Annotated in this window: 22 protein-coding genes and 1 riboswitch; of the genes, 9 read left to right on the top strand and 13 right to left on the bottom strand. The window is 61.8% G+C overall.

From position 1 onward, the window contains the following. The first annotated feature begins 8 nt into the window (after positions 1–8). Positions 9–296, top strand: coding sequence for a hypothetical protein (locus AC5YUO_RS03365; RefSeq protein ID WP_400811562.1), 288 nt, complete (start codon positions 9–11; stop codon positions 294–296). Between the two features lie 10 nt (positions 297–306). On the opposite strand, the gene dmeF is transcribed toward AC5YUO_RS03365, so the two are convergent. Beyond that, a complete protein-coding gene (gene dmeF / locus AC5YUO_RS03370) occupies positions 307–1,290 on the bottom strand; it encodes a CDF family Co(II)/Ni(II) efflux transporter DmeF (protein ID WP_496154247.1) in 984 nt (327 codons plus the stop codon). A 20-nt stretch (positions 1,291–1,310) separates the two neighbouring features. After that, on the bottom strand, positions 1,311–1,583 hold the full coding sequence (gene dmeR / locus AC5YUO_RS03375) for a Ni(II)/Co(II)-sensing transcriptional repressor DmeR (RefSeq protein ID WP_003509296.1): 273 nt from the start codon (positions 1,581–1,583) through the stop codon (positions 1,311–1,313). A 127-nt stretch (positions 1,584–1,710) separates the two neighbouring features. Between dmeR and AC5YUO_RS03380 the strand changes: the two genes are divergently transcribed. From AC5YUO_RS03380 to AC5YUO_RS03400, 5 genes are all read left to right on the top strand, one after another. After that, on the top strand, positions 1,711–2,070 hold the full coding sequence (locus AC5YUO_RS03380) for a hypothetical protein (protein ID WP_496154248.1): 360 nt from the start codon (positions 1,711–1,713) through the stop codon (positions 2,068–2,070). Between the two features lie 111 nt (positions 2,071–2,181). Then, complete coding sequence (locus AC5YUO_RS03385; RefSeq protein WP_400811547.1) at positions 2,182–2,595, top strand: MerR family transcriptional regulator; 414 nt, start codon at positions 2,182–2,184, stop codon at positions 2,593–2,595. An 81-nt stretch (positions 2,596–2,676) separates the two neighbouring features. Beyond that, positions 2,677–3,624 (top strand): prolyl aminopeptidase, encoded by a 948-nt coding sequence (gene pip, locus AC5YUO_RS03390; RefSeq protein ID WP_496154249.1) that lies wholly within the window; start codon positions 2,677–2,679, stop codon positions 3,622–3,624. Positions 3,625–3,818: 194 nt separating this feature from the next. Next, the gene (locus tag AC5YUO_RS03395) at positions 3,819–4,307 is read left to right on the top strand and encodes a GNAT family N-acetyltransferase (protein ID WP_400811542.1); all 489 of its coding nucleotides are present in this window, start codon (positions 3,819–3,821) and stop codon (positions 4,305–4,307) included. A 21-nt stretch (positions 4,308–4,328) separates the two neighbouring features. Beyond that, a complete protein-coding gene (locus AC5YUO_RS03400; protein ID WP_496154250.1) occupies positions 4,329–4,895 on the top strand; it encodes a type 1 glutamine amidotransferase family protein in 567 nt (188 codons plus the stop codon). A 169-nt stretch (positions 4,896–5,064) separates the two neighbouring features. On the opposite strand, the gene AC5YUO_RS03405 is transcribed toward AC5YUO_RS03400, so the two are convergent. The 6 genes from AC5YUO_RS03405 to AC5YUO_RS03430 form a co-directional block, all read right to left on the bottom strand. Next, a complete protein-coding gene (locus tag AC5YUO_RS03405) occupies positions 5,065–5,379 on the bottom strand; it encodes a hypothetical protein (protein ID WP_496154251.1) in 315 nt (104 codons plus the stop codon). 4 nt (positions 5,380–5,383) lie between these two features. Further along, on the bottom strand, positions 5,384–6,094 hold the full coding sequence (locus AC5YUO_RS03410) for a CbtA family protein (protein WP_496154252.1): 711 nt from the start codon (positions 6,092–6,094) through the stop codon (positions 5,384–5,386). An 11-nt stretch (positions 6,095–6,105) separates the two neighbouring features. Beyond that, positions 6,106–6,288 carry a CbtB domain-containing protein gene (locus AC5YUO_RS03415; protein WP_003494386.1) on the bottom strand — a complete coding sequence of 61 codons (183 nt, stop codon included), beginning with the start codon at positions 6,286–6,288 and terminating at the stop codon, positions 6,106–6,108. A gap of 160 nt (positions 6,289–6,448) precedes the next feature. Continuing rightward, positions 6,449–6,684, bottom strand: a riboswitch (cobalamin riboswitch). A gap of 138 nt (positions 6,685–6,822) precedes the next feature. Then, positions 6,823–7,743: a c-type cytochrome gene (locus AC5YUO_RS03420; protein WP_496154253.1), complete on the bottom strand. Its 921-nt coding sequence runs from the start codon at positions 7,741–7,743 to the stop codon at positions 6,823–6,825. Between the two features lie 89 nt (positions 7,744–7,832). Further along, on the bottom strand, positions 7,833–8,267 hold the full coding sequence (locus AC5YUO_RS03425) for a c-type cytochrome (RefSeq protein ID WP_400811524.1): 435 nt from the start codon (positions 8,265–8,267) through the stop codon (positions 7,833–7,835). Between the two features lie 119 nt (positions 8,268–8,386). Further along, a complete protein-coding gene (locus AC5YUO_RS03430; RefSeq protein ID WP_496154254.1) occupies positions 8,387–9,016 on the bottom strand; it encodes a LysE family translocator in 630 nt (209 codons plus the stop codon). Positions 9,017–9,149: 133 nt separating this feature from the next. Here AC5YUO_RS03430 and AC5YUO_RS03435 point away from each other — a divergent pair, with 133 nt between their 5' ends. Continuing rightward, the gene (locus tag AC5YUO_RS03435) at positions 9,150–9,869 is read left to right on the top strand and encodes a helix-turn-helix transcriptional regulator (RefSeq protein WP_496154255.1); all 720 of its coding nucleotides are present in this window, start codon (positions 9,150–9,152) and stop codon (positions 9,867–9,869) included. Positions 9,870–10,100: 231 nt separating this feature from the next. Here the strand turns inward: AC5YUO_RS03435 and AC5YUO_RS03440 are convergent, their stop codons facing one another. Together AC5YUO_RS03440 and AC5YUO_RS03445 are read right to left on the bottom strand one after the other, a co-directional pair. After that, positions 10,101–10,952 carry a metallophosphoesterase gene (locus tag AC5YUO_RS03440; RefSeq protein WP_496154256.1) on the bottom strand — a complete coding sequence of 284 codons (852 nt, stop codon included), beginning with the start codon at positions 10,950–10,952 and terminating at the stop codon, positions 10,101–10,103. Between the two features lie 267 nt (positions 10,953–11,219). Next, positions 11,220–11,822 carry a superoxide dismutase gene (locus AC5YUO_RS03445; protein WP_046798591.1) on the bottom strand — a complete coding sequence of 201 codons (603 nt, stop codon included), beginning with the start codon at positions 11,820–11,822 and terminating at the stop codon, positions 11,220–11,222. Between the two features lie 220 nt (positions 11,823–12,042). Between AC5YUO_RS03445 and AC5YUO_RS03450 the strand changes: the two genes are divergently transcribed. Further along, positions 12,043–12,399: a hypothetical protein gene (locus tag AC5YUO_RS03450; RefSeq protein WP_496154257.1), complete on the top strand. Its 357-nt coding sequence runs from the start codon at positions 12,043–12,045 to the stop codon at positions 12,397–12,399. A 4-nt stretch (positions 12,400–12,403) separates the two neighbouring features. Here the strand turns inward: AC5YUO_RS03450 and AC5YUO_RS03455 are convergent, their stop codons facing one another. After that, positions 12,404–12,946: a GNAT family N-acetyltransferase gene (locus AC5YUO_RS03455; protein ID WP_496154258.1), complete on the bottom strand. Its 543-nt coding sequence runs from the start codon at positions 12,944–12,946 to the stop codon at positions 12,404–12,406. Positions 12,947–13,042: 96 nt separating this feature from the next. Between AC5YUO_RS03455 and AC5YUO_RS03460 the strand changes: the two genes are divergently transcribed. Continuing rightward, a complete protein-coding gene (locus tag AC5YUO_RS03460; RefSeq protein WP_496154259.1) occupies positions 13,043–13,930 on the top strand; it encodes a LysR family transcriptional regulator in 888 nt (295 codons plus the stop codon). Positions 13,931–14,455: 525 nt separating this feature from the next. Here the strand turns inward: AC5YUO_RS03460 and AC5YUO_RS03465 are convergent. Then, complete coding sequence (locus AC5YUO_RS03465) at positions 14,456–16,813, bottom strand: methyl-accepting chemotaxis protein (protein ID WP_496154260.1); 2,358 nt, start codon at positions 16,811–16,813, stop codon at positions 14,456–14,458. A 172-nt stretch (positions 16,814–16,985) separates the two neighbouring features. Continuing rightward, positions 16,986–17,867: a branched-chain amino acid aminotransferase gene (locus tag AC5YUO_RS03470; RefSeq protein ID WP_400821371.1), complete on the bottom strand. Its 882-nt coding sequence runs from the start codon at positions 17,865–17,867 to the stop codon at positions 16,986–16,988. Positions 17,868–17,875 lie beyond the last annotated feature (8 nt).

Below are 17,875 nucleotides of genomic sequence, written 5' to 3' on the forward strand. Positions count from 1 at the left end.
TCACCGACATGCAGATCGAAAGCAATATTGGCGGATATAATTATCAGGGTCGCATCCGCGACATCGAAAAAGCCGGCAGCGCACAGGCTGCGCCGGAAGAGCAGGCCGTGAAACGCGGCCCCGGCAATCCCACCGTTTCCAGCACCATTCTTTCCCAGTCGCTGGCCAATGTGCTGTGGGCCGTCGGCAATGGCAGCGCGCCCGCTTATCAGGATGCGGCCGCGGCTTCCCCCGAGGACAAGGCGGAAGCCGAGGTGGAATGGGTGCGCAGCGCCTATTCGGAATATACCGAATAAACGATTCCGATCAGCCCCTTGCCGGGCTGACTTCCACCGTCACATGCGAGAGTTCATGTATGGCGGCAAGTTTCTGCTTATAAAAAGCCGGCGCTTTCGGCGCCTGCGAATGGATCGCCACGATGGCGGCGTGATGTCCCGGCCCTACCTGCCAGACATGCAGGTCGGTGATGCGATCCTCTTCCGTTTCCACGCTTTCACGGATTTCCTGCGGCAAATCCTCCGTCTGCGGCAGCGCATCCAGCAGGGTCGTCGCCGTGGAGCGGATCAGGCCCCATGACCAGCGGGCGATGACCAGACCGCCAACGATGCCCATCAACGGATCGAGGAACGACCAGCCGTTCCATTTGCCAAGCAGCAGCGCGACGATGGCGAGAACCGAGGTCAGCGCATCCGCCAGCACGTGCAGATAGGCCGCGCGCAGATTATTGTCCCGGCCGCCCTTTTCCCCGTGCTCAGCGTGGTGACCATGATCGTGATGGGCATGCGAGCCGTGGGCGTGACCATGGCCGTGGCCAAGATCGTGGTGATGATCATCCTTCAAAAGCACGGCGCTGAGAAGATTGACGGCAAGGCCGATGATGGCGACGAGGATCGCCTGATTGAAGTCGATTTCAACGGGATTGATGAGGCGCATCGCGCTTTCCACCGCAATCAGCAGCGCCACCACCGCCAGTACGATGGCGCTGGCAAAACCCGCCAGATCGCCGAATTTGCCGGTGCCGAAGGTGAAGCGCGGGTTGCGCGCCTCGCGGCGGGCATAGAGATAGGCGAGCGCCGAAATCAGCATCGCGCCGGCATGGGTGGACATGTGCCAGCCATCCGCCGTCAGCGCCATCGAGCCATACCAGTGGCCGGCAACGATCTCGGCCACCATCATGGCCGCGGTCAACGCGATGACCATCCAGACGCGTCTTTCATTGCGCTCATGGTTCCGGCCAAGGAAAACATGGTCGTGACCGGCTGCTGCACGGTATTCGGATGTCGTCGTCATGTCGCTAATCCTGTTCGATTTTACCGGATGTAGGTCTTCAGCACCTGGGCCAGCTCTTCCGCCGCCCGTGCCCGCTCGTCTTCGTTTTCGGCATGCACCACATGCTCATGCAGATGTTCCTGCATCACCTCCCCCGTCAGGCCGGAAAGCGCGCCGCGCACCGAGGCAAGCAATTGCAGCACCTCGCCGCAGGGCTTGGCATCATCAAGCGCGCGCTCCACGGCCTCCATCTGCCCTTTCAGGCGGCGGATGCGGGCCAGAAGCTTCTCCTTGTTGCGGATCGTATGGGACATGGGGACCTCAAATACTATAGGGGGGTATAGTATATTGCGTGAATTTTCCGTTCAAGCCCCGTGCGACGCAATCCTCGCGAATGTTTCGGCCCTTAAAAATACCCCATGAAACTTAGGGGACTCAGTCATGACGACTATCGCAGCAAGCATCAGCAGCTATCATCCCACTCCGATCCGGAACCTTGAGCCGGCAAAGGGCAAGGAAACTCACTCCACCACCGAAGCCCTGCTGGAGCTGACGCGCGCCGCGCATCGCACCATTTCGAGCGTTGAAAGCATCGCCACGGCCGTCGCGCCGGCCGCCGCCAGCCTTTCCGCCGGCCTCGCCACAGCGCTCTGGAACCTCGACAGCGGCGCCTCCACGACGACGCCCGCTCTGGACATGGGCGACATGGCCGCATCCTCACAGCCGGAAGCCGCATCCAGCATCGAGAATGATGTCCTCAAGGCGCTCGCCCAGGCGCTTGGTGTGGATGAAGCCGCCTGAAACCCATTGAATGGCGGGCTGAAAAGCCATATCTCTAGAGACTAGAGCATCGGAACCTGAACGGCGGAACCACCCCGTTCTGCCGCCGCTGCCCGAGATATGGAGAAAGTCATGCTGTCCATCGGTGAACTGTCCAAACGCACCGGCGTCAAGGTGCCGACGATCCGTTATTACGAGCAGATGGGCCTCATCCGCGAGGCGGATCGTTCGGACGGCAACCAGCGCCGTTACGAAAAATCCGACCTAGAAAGGCTGGCTTTCATCCGCCATGCCCGCGATCTCGGGCTGAATATCGACGCCATCCGCGAGCTGATCGCGCTCAGCCAGCACCGGCAGATGCCCTGCGAGGGCGCGGACCGCATCGCCGCCGAGCATCTTGCCCATGTGCGCGAAAAGATCGCCAGCCTGAAGAAGCTGGAGCACGAGCTGGAGCGCATCGTCTCCCATTGCCACGGCCATTCCATCGAGGATTGTTACGTCATCCGCGCACTCTCCAACCACGGCATGTGCGAAGGTGAGCATTGAGCGTCAACAGGGGAGGCTGACATTCAACTGTCATCCGACCCCTGTATGCGCCTCGTACCTGCCTGAAAAAAGGGATACCGGATGGCCGAACTCTTTCCCGAAATCACGCCGTTCGACACCATTTTCCTTGATGTTTCCGAAGGCCACAGGCTGCACGTGACGATTGCCGGCAATCCGGCCGGACGGCCTGCGGTCCTGCTGCATGGCGGCCCCGGCTCAGGGCTATCGTCGACGGCGCGGCGTTACTTCGATCCTGCCATTTTCCGCATCATCCAGTTCGACCAGCGCGGCTGCGGCAAAAGCACGCCGAACGCCGCCCATAACCTTGCGCACAACACCACGCATCATCTGATCGATGACATGGAGGTCATTCGCTCCACGCTCGGGGCGGACGAGTGGCTGGTCTACGGCAGTTCATGGGGGGCCACACTCGCTCTCGCTTACGCGCAGCGCCACACCAAGCGCGTGCGCGGCATGGTGCTGGCGGGTGTCACCACCACCCGGCAGCGGGAAATCGACTGGCTGTACAAGGGGCTGGCAATGTTTCTGCCGCAGCAATGGCAGCGCTTCATCGCCGCGATTCCGGATCACATGTCCAGGGAAGACCCCGTCGGCGCCTATCGCGGGCTTCTCAACGATTCCGACCCGGCCGTGCGCGCTGCAGCCGCCTTTGAGTGGCATTTATGGGAGGCAGGCTCGATCAGTGCCGAGGGCGTTTCGGTCTTTCCGGAAAAATGGCGCGACAACGATTACATTCTCGCCCGCGCCCGTCTCTGCACCCATTATTTCCACCATGCAGCCTGGCTGGACGATGGAGCGCTTCTGCGCAATGCCGGCAGTCTGGCCGGCGTTCCCGGCATACTCATTCAGGGCATGCGCGATTTGCAGGGACCGCCCGTCACCGCTTACGAACTGGCTGCGGCATGGCCGGATAGCGAATTGATTGCCATTGATGGCGCCGGTCATTCAACGGGCGATGCGGGAATGGAAGATGCCATCCTGTCGGCAATCGCGCGATTTGCGAATTGACCCGCTTGACAGATTGCGGATTCGGGCGCATTGCATGTCCCATGATCAACGAACGCGCACCCATCTCCTGCTCGTACTTTTGGGCCTACCTTTAAGGGCGGCTCGACAGATCATATTGTCAACAAGCCGCCGTCAGGCGGCTTTGTTGTTTTCAAACGTCCTGACGGCACCGATAAGACCAAAGGACCGAAAAAATGACCGAAGATAGCTCCCTTACACTGGAAAGACCGCCCGTCGTCATCATTCGCGGCGCGCGCAAGACCGATCTGCCCGAACTCAACGAGATGATCACGCTGCTTGCCTCCTACCATGGCGATGCGGCTGCGATCACGCCGGCCAAGCTGGAACGCGACCTGTTCGGGCCGCTTCCCTGGGTGCATGGGCTGGTGGCTGAAGCCGATGGCGCGCTGATCGGTTACGCCCTGCTTCTGCCGCTCTACAGGGCGCAGGAAGGCCGGCGCGGCATGGAATTGCATCATCTTTTCGTGCGCGATGGCCATCGCGGCCATGGCACGGGCCAGCATCTGGTGTCCCGCGCCCGCGATATCGCCAAGCGGCTGGGCTGCGACTATCTTTCCGTCAGCGCCACAACAGGCAATGTCGCGGCGCATCGTTTCTACGAAAACATGGATTTCGCGCCGCGGCCGGTCACCGGCATGCGCTACATGCAGTCCATCGCCTGATTAAAACCAACGGAGACGGCCATGACACGGATCGCCATTGCGCTGGCGCAGGATTTTGCAGACTGGGAGCCGGCGCTGCTTGCTGCGGCAGCGCGCAGCTATCTCGGTGTCGAGATCGTGCACGCCACGCCTGATGGCAGGCCGGTGACCTCGATGGGCGGACTGAAGGTGACGCCGGACACATCCTATGACGCGCTCGATCCCGTTGACATCGATGCGCTCGTCATTCCCGGCGGTCTCAGCTGGGAAAAGGGAACGGCTGCCGATCTTAGCGGGCTGGTCAAGCGGTTTCGCGACAGGGACCGGCTGGTCGCCGGCATCTGCGCGGCGGCAAGCGCGCTCGGCGGCACGGGGGTGCTGAACGATGTCGCCCATACCGGCAATGCGCTGGCATCGCACAAGGCCTATCCGGCCTATCGCGGTGAAGCGCTTTATCGCGATCAGCCGAAAGCGGTCAGTGATGGCGGCATCATCACGGCGGCCGGCAGCGCGCCGGTCAGTTTCGCGGTGGAAATTCTGAAAAGCCTCGGCCTCTTTGGTCCGGAAGCCGAGGCGGAACTTCAGGTTTTTGCGGCGGAGCATGGGTGAGGCGGACCGGCCTTGGCCGTCTTTAATATGCTCTCTCCGTCATTCCGGCCTTGAGCCGGAATCCAGCCGACGCGCGTCTGCGCGGCGAAAAGAGTCTTTTCAGCCCAAGGACTTGGGCTGACTGGATCCCGGCTCAAGGCCGGGATGACGGAGGTGAGAACAGCGATGACTACCCCCGATCAAGCACCCGGCACACCCGCGCCGCCGAGGCATCGCCCTCACCCGCGATCGCACGGCGAATATCGCGGCTATTCAGATGCAGGCTGCGGCCGGCGGGCAAATTTGAACGGTTTATCTTGCTGAGCGCCGCAGCGACAAAGGCAGCCTCGTGATCATGAAAACAGGCGAGAGCCTCCTCGCGACCCGGTGTTGCCCCAAGGAGCGCCTTGAAGGCAAGGCGGTGCACGGCGCAGAAAGCGCCGTGACCGGGAACGGCAAAACGCAGCGCATCGAGTTCCTCACTCCATTGCGCTGCGTCCTGCATGGTTTCAAGCCAGCTGGAAGCGCTTCAGGAAAAACGCGCTCAACGTGCCGATCAGCGCCCAGAAGACGAAGCTGGTGATGGTGGCGGCGACGATGAACTGACGCTCGAGCGGCAGCGGCGCCAGCGCATGTTCGCCTTCCGGCGGCAGGGGCGCGCCCACCACATGCGGCGCGACGATCAACACCAGCGCCAGCAGAACCGCCCAGGGTTCGCGGCGGAAGGCGATGAGCGCAATGCCGCCCGCGGTCGCGGCAACGGTTGCGAGCCACCAGATCTGCCGTGCCTCAAGCGCGGCGGCCGGGCTTCCCGGGAGTTCCGGCGGCAGGCCGATCATCGGGGCCAGCATGACGGCGGCAAAACCGGCGACGCCCCAGAGAAGGCCTTCACGCCAGCCGGTATTGGTGCCGCGCAGTGAGATGAGACCGGTCAGCACCAGTGCGTAACCGATGGCGGTCAGCACATTGGCGGCGACGGTATAGGCGGTGCGCTCGAAACCATCGGCCGGGGCCCAGGCTTCATCATTATGCTCATGGGCGGGAACCGCGGCACCGGGCGCCGGCGCATCATGGCTATGGGGCGCTTCGCCGGCGCTCTCATAGGTTTCCGCCTGCAGGATGAGCGGCGTGGTGCCGAAAGACTGCATGGCAGACACGGCCAAACCGCCGAGAATACCGACGAGAACGGCGGTAAAGACGATATTGCGAAAAGATGACATGCCGTTTCCCCTCAATGGCAGGGGAAGGCGTTGGCATGGCGCGTGTCATGCGCGGCATTGTGCACGGCTTCCACATGGGAAAAGCCGACAAAACCGACGACGAACAGGCCAAGCACGATCGCCGTCAGCGATTGCGCGAAGCTGCCCGTTTTTGCGGATACGGCGGCGTTGGCCGTATTCTGGTTGATGGACATGGTGACCCCTCTCCGGCGCGACCCCGCGCCCTTGGACGCGGCCGAACGGCACAAGCCGCAGGACCGCATGCGATACACTTCACCACGGGGATACGAGACTGACACAGGGAGCATTGATCTTGCCACCCTGACATTCCGCTCTTCCGGACACCCCGCCGGCATGGACATTTCCGCGATGGCAGGTCTCCTGGCTTGCGGGTCAAAACCTGAAACACCTTCCCGGCATCAGCCTCGCCCTGGAAACCGCGGTTTCCGGCAAGAGGGCTGCCAGTGGCATTTCGTTTCAGGCTCTCCGCTCACAGTTGCGGGGGCAGCCACGAATGAGGATTGCTCCCTATCGTGTTCCCTTTTCACCTTCCGGAACGTCCGGAAGGAACCATCACAGGATTGTTATCTGCCGGGCGCGAACGGGAGTCAATGGCGCTTACCCACCTCTCGTTCGTCATCCTCGGGCTTGACCCGAGGATCCATGGGCTGGCGTGGTGGTGGATCCTCGGGTCAAGCCCGAGGATGACGGAGGAGAGGTATCAGGCCCTACCGCGGCGGTATCGCCTTCAGATAGGCGGCAATCGCATCGCGGTCTTCGGCCGTCAGATGCGCCATGTTCTGCTGCACCTTGACCATGGAGCCGCCGACGCTGTCGAATTCCGGGGTGAAGCCGGTTTCCAGATAGCTGGCAATATCGGCTTCCGCCCAGCTTCCGATGCTTTGCGAGCCGGGGGTGATGTCCGGAATGCGGCCTTCGCCCTCCGGATTGGGACCGCCGGCCAGCCACTGATCCTTCACAAAGCCACCGAGCGCATCACGGGGCGTGTGGCATTCGCCGCAATGGCCGGGTCCTTCCACCAGATATTGGCCACGCAGCAATTCGGCATTGGCATTGGCAAGCTCGACGCGGGGCCGCGCCGAGGGATCGAAATAAAGGAACTTCCAGCCGCCCAGCGCCATGCGCAGGTTGAAGGGGAACGGCAACTCGTGATCCGGCGCATCGTTCTGGCTGGCCGGCAGGGCTTTCAGATAACCGAAGAGATCGTTGATGTCCTTCTGCGTCATGCGGGCATAGGAGGCATAGGGAAAGGACGGGTAGAGATGTTCGCCGTTCTTGCCCACCCCGCGCGTCATCGCATCGCCAAATTCCGCCAGCGTCCAGCCGCCGATACCATGCTGCGGATCGGAGGAAATATTGGGCACATGAAAGGTCCCGAAGGGGCTTTTCAGCGCCTGCCCGCCCGAAAGCGTCAACAGCCCCTCGCCCTTGGCATCGGGCGCGGCATGACAGCTTGCGCAGCCGCCCGCCCAGAACAGCGTTTCGCCATTGGCGAGATCCGGTTCGCCAAGGCTCACCCAGTGGCTGGGCGCCTGCCGCTCAGGCGCAGTGACCCAGGCGAATATGCCGTAGCCCGCAATGGCCGCGACCACGGCCCCGCCCACGAGTTTCGTCCAGATGGAAGACATACCCCTCTCCCCATTCTCACCTGACCCGGTCAGGCGTCTTTCGCGCCGGGAAAACGCCGCCGGGAAGCGGCGTTTCCAGAATCATTGGATCACTTCTTCAGACGATAGGTCTGGTGGCAGGTGCCGCAATCGGCGCCGAGCGTCTTCATGGCGGTGGCGACGCCGGCCTGATCGGTGGGGAGATTGGCGAGAACCATGTCCGCATCCGTGCCGAGCTTGGCGGCCTTGGCCTTGAAGTCCGCGAAATTTTCCCAGATGGCGGGAGCAGCCGCGCTGCCGGTCTCGGTGCCGGCTGGGAACTGGTCGGGGAAAGCCTTGGCATTGGTGCTGATGGTCGTTACGGCGGCCTTGACGGTATCGGCGTCAAAGGGCTTTTCGCCCTTGGAGATGGCGGCGAGCGCACCCATGGAGCCGCCGATCTGCTTCATCAAGCCTTCACGTTTTTCGACTTCGCCGGCAGCGTAGACCGCTCCGGCGCAAAGACAGCCGAACAGCATGGCCGCCGTGATGGTTTTCAGTTTCATGCGCACTCTCCTTGATTCCGGCTGGGACACCGGGCGCTAGATGGAACGGCGCGAGGATGCCCTTTCCCGATGGCGAAAAGAAGTCACATTGCGGTGAATTCCATCGTGAAAACAGAAGCCTAAGACAAGGCCTCCCACAGCGTCAGCAACGCTGCGGCAATCAGCATGAAACCGGCGGCGCGGCCGATGAAGATCGTGGCGGCGGGCGAGGAAACCAGCCATGCCCGGCTCCTATCCGCCGTCAGCGCCAGGGCGCCATAGACGGTGAACTGCGTTACCGCCACCATCGCGCCCATCACCAGCCCCTGCATCCAGATCGGGCCATAGGCCGGTTTGAGGAATTGCGGATAGATCGCCATCATGAAGAGATAGGCCTTCGGATTGGAAAGACAGGTCAGCACCGCCCGCCAGAAGGCTTTTCTGACCGAAGCGCTTGCCTCGGCCTCGTCGCCATTCACGACGATCGCGCTGCGCATCAGGCCGATGCCGATCCAGATCATATAGGTGGCGCCAAAGACAAGAAGCGGCAGGAACAGCGACGGCATCCATGCCGCGAGCATGCCGACACCCAAGGCGCCATAAAGCGAATGCACGATGCCGCCGGCGCTCATGCCGCTTGCGGCGGAAAGGCCGGTTCTCCTGCCACCCGTCAGCGCGCTTGCCAGCACGAACAGCATATCCATGCCTGGCAGGATGATGATGCCGAACAGGACGAGAAAGAAAAGCCAGAGATTTTCGGCATAGCTCATGTCAGTATCTCCCAAAACGGTTCACGACACATCAGGGAAAGCGCATGTTTCTCAATGTGTTTTTTCATTTATAGGAAAGGTCAACTGACAGCGTTGTGTCAGTTGCATGTGCAAATCCACCGGGAAAACGGCAATGCGCAAGGCATCGAGACTGTTCGAGATCATCCAGATCCTGCGGGTGGCGCGCCGGCCGGTCACCGCGCAGACCATTGCCGAGACGCTGGAGGTAACCACGCGCTCGGTCTATCGCGACATAGCAGCGCTTCAGACCATGCGCGTGCCGATCGAAGGGGAACGCGGCGTCGGTTATATCCTGCGCCCCGGCTTCAACCTGCCGCCGCTGATGTTCTCCATCGAGGAGACGGAGGCGATCGTGCTGGCGCTCGCCATGGTCGCCCGCACCGGCGATACCGGATTGCGGCAGGCCGCAAGAAAGGTCAGCGACAAGATCGCCGCCTCCCTGCCCGAACCACTGTCGAAGACACTTTCCGCCAATGCCCTGCATGCCTGGGGCAGCATCGCGCCTGCCCCCGCCGGCATCGATCTTGCGACGGTCCGGCGGGCGGTGCGCGATGAGGAACGGCTGGACATGCGCTATCGCGACGAAAGCGGCGCTGAAACGCAGCGGCGGGTTCGGCCGATTGCGGTGATCTATTATTCGGAGACAGTTAATATCGTCGCCTGGTGCGAGCTGCGGCAGGCGATCCGCAATTTCCGTTCGGACCGGGTGCTGGACTGCGAAACGACCGGCAGCTTCTTCAAGCTGGAAGGTGAGAAGCTGCGGCAATTGTGGATGAGCGGCTGGCAGAGCAACCAGTTGGGAAACGGAACTCCGGAACGCGCGGCAGATTGAGCTGGCAGTGTGCGACGAGCACGAGATTTAGTGCAGCTCGCAGCCTCTGTTATGTGTCGAAGTACCCCTCTCCGCCCTCGTTCCTGTGCTTGTCACAGGAATCCAGTCGACGCGCGTCTGCGCGACGAGAGGAGTCCTTTCAGCCCAAGGACTTGGGCTGGCTAGATTCCTGTGACAAGCACAGGAATGAGGGCTTCGAGATAGGTCCGGCATCACAGCACAGCAGCACTTCTACCGCAAATACTCCAGCACCCTATTCTCCTCGCGTCCGAAACCGCGAATGACGATCCGGTCCGCAAAGACATCGGCGATGGCGAAGGTGTTCTGGTCGGGCGTATCCACCATGCCCTTGAAATTGACGAAGTGGGTGGTGCCCAGCAGGCCGTAATTGCCCTCGTGATTATGGCCGTTGAACCATGCGGCAACCGACGGATGGGAGCCGAGGAGATCGAGGATGCGCGGCGCGTCCCACATGTTGTGGGCATTTTCCGGATAGACGGGATAATGGCACAGCACGATCACTTTTTCGCCCGCCGCATCCGCCTTTTCCAGAACGGTCCGCAACCATTCGAATTGCTCGTCGCTGAGTGAGGCGTTCCAATCCTGCGCATTGATCGCATCCGCATCCTTGAGACCCTTCAACCGCTCCTGCGCGATTGCGCGGCGCGGATCGCCGGGCGGCGGGGCGAAAAGGCTGACCTCGTTGCCGTCAAGCACCACGAAGCGGACATCGCCGATGGCGAAATCATGCCAGGGGGCGGACATGCCGAGGCGGGCATGGATATCAGGCAAATGCTCGGCGGCGACGGCGAAGTCGTGATTGCCCGGCAGTAGCACCGAGCGGTGGCGAAGCCCGTCGTAAACGGCAAGGATCGCATCGAAATTGTCAAAACCGCGGTCGATGATGTCGCCCAGCGTCACCACGAAAGCCAGATCTTCGCGGTTGAAGGCGGCGACCGCGTCTGCGAGCTTTTTCGGGCTCTCGGCGTAATAACGGCCCATATCCGGACGGGGATCGACATCGGCATATTGGGGATCGGCGACGATGCCGAAGGAGAAGAGAGGGAAGGTTTTTTCAGTCATGATGCGCCGCGATAAACCCGGCGGATGACAGGCTTGTGACAATAAAACCCGACAGGCCGTATCGCCATATCACAAATGCAAAACACCCGGCTTGAAGCCGGGCGTCTGAAATGTGCGGATATTTCCACTGTGTCGTCATGCGCGGGCCTGTCCCGAACATCTGCCACGTCGCGTTTTGAGAAACGGAGCAGATCCTCGGCACAGGGCCGAGGATGACGTCGCGCGGGAGGAGGCTGCCTCAATCAGCAGCCACGCTTTCCGCAAGCCTTACTTGGCGGCGGCTTCGTAACGCTCCAGGACGTAGTCCCAGTTGATGAGGTTGTCGACAAAGGCTTCCAGGTACTTCGGACGCAGGTTGCGGTAGTCGATATAGTAGGAGTGTTCCCAGACGTCGACGCCGAGGATGGGATCAGCGCCGTGAACCAGCGGGTTTTCGCCGTTCGGGGTCTTGGAGATTTCAAGCTTGCCGTTCTTGACGGAGAGCCATGCCCAGCCGGAGCCGAACTGCGTGGTGCCGGCAGCGATGAAATCGGCCTTGAACTTGTCGTAACCGCCGAGATCGGACGCAATCGCCTGCTCGAGCTTGCCCGGCAGCTTGTTGCCGCCGCCGCCCTTCTTCATCCACTTCCAGAAATGGACGTGGTTGTAGTGCTGGGCCGCATTGTTGAAGAGACCGGCATTGGTGCCAAAGGACTTCTTCACGACTTCTTCGAGCGACAGGTCGGAAAGACCTGCTTCGGCCGCCAGCTTGTTGCCGTTGTCGACATATGCCTTGTGGTGCTTGTCGTGATGGAACTCGAGCGTCTCGCGCGACATGTAGGGTGCAAGCGCGTCGTAGTCGTAGGGGAGTTCGGGAAGTTCGAAGGCCATGGTTTTTACTCCTTTTTGCAGCGGGTTACCGCTCCTAGAAACCGTGTGAGCGGACCATAGGAGCGAACCTCAATTTGGGCAACCTGCGAAATATCAAAATGTTCCGACAAAAGAGAAAATTCCTCTCCTTGCGGTGGCCACCACATTTGTTTCACACCTTTGGCGTACCGTTTTCCACCCTATCGGTTCGCTTTTGCCGAGATTGCAGGAAGGAAATTCCATGACCCGCCCGATCCCCCGCTCGCTGACCCGCTCCATCCTCCTCTTTGCGGCCTTCTCGTCGCTTACCCTCCCCGCCGCCGCATCGTCGGATGACGCCTGGAAGGAATTCGTGGCCGACGTGCAGACGGCCTGCCTTGCCGGCGCGAGCGACATGATCGAGGACGCCAAGGCCGTCGTCGATCCCGTCGGCAGCGAGAATTACGGCCTCGCCATTCTCACCGGCAAGAGTAAAGGCGCGGAGGCGACCGTCAGCCATATCTGCGTCTACGACAAGAAGACCAAGGCCGTGGAACTGGGCAGCGAGCTGGCCGGGGATACGCTGAAGGTGGAAATCCCCGGCTCCACCAAGCCCTGATCGTTCAAAAGCGCGGCGTGGTGTCGCCCTCGCCCAGCGCGCGCTGCATCAGCACCGTATCCAGCCATTGGCCATGTTTCCAGCCGATGGATTTGAAGGTGCCGACATGTTCGAAACCGGCGGCGCGGTGCACGCCGATCGAGGCGGCGTTGGCCGAATCGCCGATGACGGCGATCATCTGCCGGAAGCCGCGTGCGGTCGCCTCCCCGATCAGCGCATCGAGCAGCTTGCGGCCGATGCCCCTGCCTTTCATGGCCGGATCGATATAAACGGAATTCTCCACCGCCGCGCCATAGGCCGGACGCGGGCGATAAGCGCCCGCATATGCGTATCCGGCTATCTTTCCATCGCATTCGGCGACGAGATAGGGGTAATTGCCCTCCACCAGCAGGCGGCGGCGCTCGGCCATTGCCTCCGTGCTCGGCGGATCGATCTCGAAGCTCGCGCGGCCGTAGAGAACGGCGTCCCGATAGATTTCGGTAATGGCTGGAATATCCGCCTCTTCACAGAGGCGGATCAAAAGGCTGGAAACGGGGGGAAGGGTCATTCTCTTGTCCTGCGGATCATTCACGCCATCATTGTGCATTGCGGCGCAGCCAAAATAAAGATTATCTGCCTTATACAAACGATAAGGTTTTCTTTGATGATGGACCTCGATCTCCGGCAGGTGCGCAGCTTCATGGATGTGGCCGATCTCGGCAGCTTTTCCGCCGCCGCCGACAAGGCGGGGCTGACGCAGCCGGCCATCAGCCTGCATATAAGGCTGCTTGAAAAACAGCTCGGTGTGCGGCTGATCGAAAGGGTTGGCAGGCGGGCACAGCCGACGGCGGCGGGGCGCGACTTTCTCATCCATGCAAGGCGGATTGCCGAGGAAGTGGCGCATGCGATCGATACCGTCGCACCGCATCGAAACGGGGTGACGGGACGCCTGCGCATCGGCACGGGCGCCACCGCCTGCATCTATCTGCTGCCGCCGGTGCTGGGCAAAATCCGGCAGGCCATGCCCGGCATCGAGATCGTCGTGCAGACCGGCAATACCCACGATATCCTCCGGCTTCTGGAGGCCAATACCATCGATGCGGCGGTGGTGGCCCTGCCCGCCAGCGGCCGCAGCCTCGATATCAGCGATATCCATCTCGATGAGCTGGTGGCGGTTTTTCCGCTGGGCTCCGTCCCCGACGCAACGGTGCTCAACGCCGAGACGCTTTCGGCCCGGCCGCTGCTGCTTTACGAAGGCGGCAATACGCGCCGGCTGGTGGATCAATGGTTTTCGATGAGCGGCCGCACCGTGCAACCCGCCATGGAACTGGGAAGCGTCGAGGCGATCAAGAAGCTCGCGGGTGCGGGGCTTGGCCTTGCCATCGTGCCGCGTATGGCGATGGAGCATGAAGGAGCGGCATCCGGGCTTGAATGGCGCTCGCTCGAGCCGCCGCTGGAGCGCCGGATCGCGCTGGCGATGCGGCGCGACAAACATATGACGGCGCCGCTGCGGGCGCTTGCCGCTGCGCTGCCGGATGCGCGGAACGGATGAGGTCGATGTTTTTGAAGGGTGCCAGCCGCTGTTGAACGAGACTGAAGCCATTGCGGGGAAGTAGAGAGAAAAACGGTGCGTTGTCACCACCTCCTCCGTCATCCTCGGGCTTTACCCACTGGTGTCCGGTTTGAATTTTCATACCGGCGGCAATGCCCCTGAAGCCGGTTGCGAAGGATGCGCATCCCCTCGACGTCATCCTCGGCCCTGTGCCGAGGATCTAATCACGTTGAATAAAATCAATCGGTTGCAGATCCTCGGGACAAGCCCGAGGATGACGTTAGAGTGTTTGGCGCCCTTCGCTATTCACCTGACGACGCCATTCTCCAATTCATGTCCAAATCGCGAAAAAACAGCTAAAAACAAGTGGAATCAATGTCGTAAACCTTATCCAGAAATTTAAACCGGACACCAGTGGGTCAAGCCCGAGTACGGGAGAGACGTTTCTATACACCGCCTTTGGAAGGAATGACGGCGAGTGCGGTGCACCCGCGCCATCTGATGACGCGGGCTGGATGTGCGAACTCAGAACTCCGTCCAGTCATCACCCTTCACGGCCAGTGCCGCATTGCCGTGCGTGGCGGCGGGGCGGGGCCGTGGCGGCGCGGCGACGGGTGCGGCCGGAGCGCGCGCAGGGCTTGCGGCGCGCTGCATCTGCCGGGCCGTCTCCCGCAACGCCGAGGTCTGCTGGCCGATCTGGAACTGCGCAAGCAGCGCCTGGAGATTGGCGCATTCCTGCGCCAGCCCCGCACCGGCCGCATTCATTTCCTCGACCATGGCGGCATTCTGCTGCGTGGCCTGATCCATGTGGTTGACGGCGGTGTTGACCTCGGAGAGACCGGCCGACTGTTCCTGCGCAGCGGTGGCGATGGCATCCATATGGCTGTTGACCGAAAGCACCAGCTGCTCGATTTCGGAGAGACCGACGCCGGTATCGGCCACCAGCTTCACGCCTTCGCCCACCGCAATGGCCGAGGTATTGATAAGCTGCTTGATTTCCTTGGCGGCATTGGCGGAACGCTGCGCCAGTTCGCGCACTTCCTGTGCAACGACAGCAAAGCCCTTGCCCGCATCGCCCGCCCGTGCCGCCTCGACGCCGGCATTCAGCGCCAGAAGGTTGGTCTGGAAGGCGATTTCATCGATGACGCCGATGATCTGGCCGATCTGGCGCGAGGAATGTTCGATGCGTTCCATGGCGGCGACGGCATCGCGCACCACCTTGCCGGAAAGATCGGCCTTTGTCCTTGCCTCACGCACCGTGTCGCGCGCATCGCTCGCCCGTTTGGAGGTGGCGGAGACGTTGGCGGTGATTTCTTCCAGCGCGGCGGCGGTTTCTTCCAGAGACGCGGCCTGCTGTTCGGTGCGACGGGAAAGATCGTCGGATGCGGACGAGACCTCGTGAGCGCCGCCGTTCACCGTCTGCACGGACTGGCCGACGCTGGTCAGCGCTTCGCGCAGCTGGTGCACGGAGCTGTTGAAATCGTGCCGCAGCGTCTCGAATTGCGGCGCGATGGGCGTGGCGATCTCGCAGACCATGTCACCGGAGGCAAGCCGGCGAAGGCCGCCAGCCAGTGAGCCCGTGGCCTGGCTGAGACGCTCTTCGGCCTCGGCCTCGGCGCGCCGCTGCAATTCAGCGCGATCACGTTCGGCCCGCTCGCGGTTGCCGATGGCTTCGTCCTCCAGCTGCCGGTTGCGGATGGCCGCCTCGCGGAAGATTTCCACGGCGCGGGCCATCTCGCCGATCTCGTCGCCGCGTCTTGCGCCGGGCACATCGATGGCCAGGTTGCCGGTGGACAATTCCATCATCGCCTTGGTCAACCGGCTGATCGGGCGGGTGACGCGGCCGACGATGACGGCAAGGCAGAGAATGCAGACGCCAAGCGTGAGGATGAAAGCCGCGAGATAGATCATCGCGCCGATAAAGGCGTCCTGCCTTGCCTTTTCGGCATTAGCGTTGAGAATACCCATCGCTTCGGAGGCGATTTTCGCGACCGTATCGAGGCTTTCGGTCACCGTATTGCGCCATGTATCGATGGTGAAGGCCGGCGTGCGGCCGTTGTTCAGATCATCGATCAGCTTGGCGCGCTGCGTGACGAAATCACCCTTGAAATAGGTCTTGTCGGCAGCGGCATAGATATCCTTCAGCGCCTGCGGCGTCGATTCATGCGCGACGAGGTCGCCGGTGGCTTTCCAGGCAAAGGCCGCGCCGGCATCGAAATTGCCAAGCTGCTGGGTTTCCTGCGGGGTCAGCGGCCGCTGCTGGGCCACAACAGCATTGATGACAACGGTGGCGCTGCCGCCCAGCGCACGCGCCGACCAACCGTAAGACCGCAACTGGATGAGGCCGGTGAGGCTCTGGTCCAGCGAACGAACCTCACCTTCCACCGCCGTCGATCCCGCTTCGAGCGCCGTCAGGAAATCCTGACCGAGCGCCAGCACGGTCTTGTCCAGCCCGGTTTCACGGCGGTCAAGCGGCAGGGTGACGTTGGCATCGACCTTTTTGCGCAGCTCCAGGAATTGCGCGTAGATATCCTTCACGCGGGCAAGCGGGGCCTTGAGGCCAGCCTGATCGAGCGCGGCGGACTGTTCGAGAAAGGCGGTCATGGCGGCATCCACCTTCTGCCGCGACGCCTGCACGCTGGCGATGGTATTGGCCGTCTTTGCCGGATCGACCGTCAGCGCCGAAGCGCTGTTGCCGCGTTCGCTGCGAAAGTTCAGCAAGGCGTTAAAAAGCAGCCTGTCGATCGAAACGAGCTGTGCCACCTCTGAAAAGCTGCGGGCACGCTGCACGGACTGCAGCATGCCGTTGCCCACGAAGCCTGCCAGCGCGATGCCGACGAGCAGAAAAAAGCCCACGAGTATATTGCGTATGCTGAAAGACATTTGGCGGCCCCCACTAGCCCAAATCGGTAATGCCGCAAGCTAGCGTGTGGTCTTCTAAAATTGGATTAAATTCCCCCTCAATTTTCATGGGTAATCGTGCTGTTCAAAACAAAAGGCCGCGGCAGGGACAAACCTGCCGCGGCCTTTTTGAAAATAAGGGTCCTACCTGACCTTAAACATCCGCGCCGAGACGCGCCCAGTCCATGTAGAGATCGAGGGCCTTGCGGGCGACGGGGCCGGCCTGCAATTCGCGGTCATCGAGTTTCACAACCGGCGACACCTTCGAATAATTGCCCGAGCAGAAGATTTCGTCGGCCTCGCGGAAATCCTCGACCGAAAGCGTCGCTTCCCGCACTTCGAAACCGGCCTGGCGCAGAAGGCCGATCACGCGCGAACGGGTGATGCCGGCAAGGAAGGTGCGGTTCGGAACCGGGGTCAGGACGACGCCGTCCTTGACCATGAAGATGTTGGCCGAGGCGGATTCGGCGACATTGCCGTTCATGTCGCGCATCAGGGCATTGTCGAAACCGCGCGAGCGGGCTTCCAGAATGGCGCGGCCGCTATTGGGGTAAAGGCTGCCGGCCTTGGCGTCGGTCATCGCGGTTTCCGGCGAAGGACGGCGCAGCGGCGAGACGGTGAGCGTCAGCGGCTTGCCGGCATCCATCGGCGCTTCGAAAAGGCAGAGCGCAAAACGGGTGGAGCTGGCATCGGGCGCGACAACGCTGCCGGGCATGCCATGTTCGGCCCAATACATCGGCTTGATATAGATCGCCATCTTGCCGTCGAATTTCTTGACGCCTTCCAGCGCCAGGCTCTCGATCTCTTCGGCCGTCATGGTCGGCTTCATGCCCATATTGGCGGCCGAGCGGTTGACGCGCTGGCAGTGCAGATCGAGATCGGGCGCCACGCCATCGAACCAGCGCGCGCCGTCGAACACCGTCGAGGCCAGCCACATGGCATGCGAGGTCGGGCCGATCAGCGGCGGATTGCCGGGCAGCCATTGACCGTCAACATAGGTCCAGGTGGTTGATCGGGGTGCGGTATCGACGCTCATAACGGTCT

Source organism: Agrobacterium sp. LEGMi-208b, assembly GCF_059511785.1.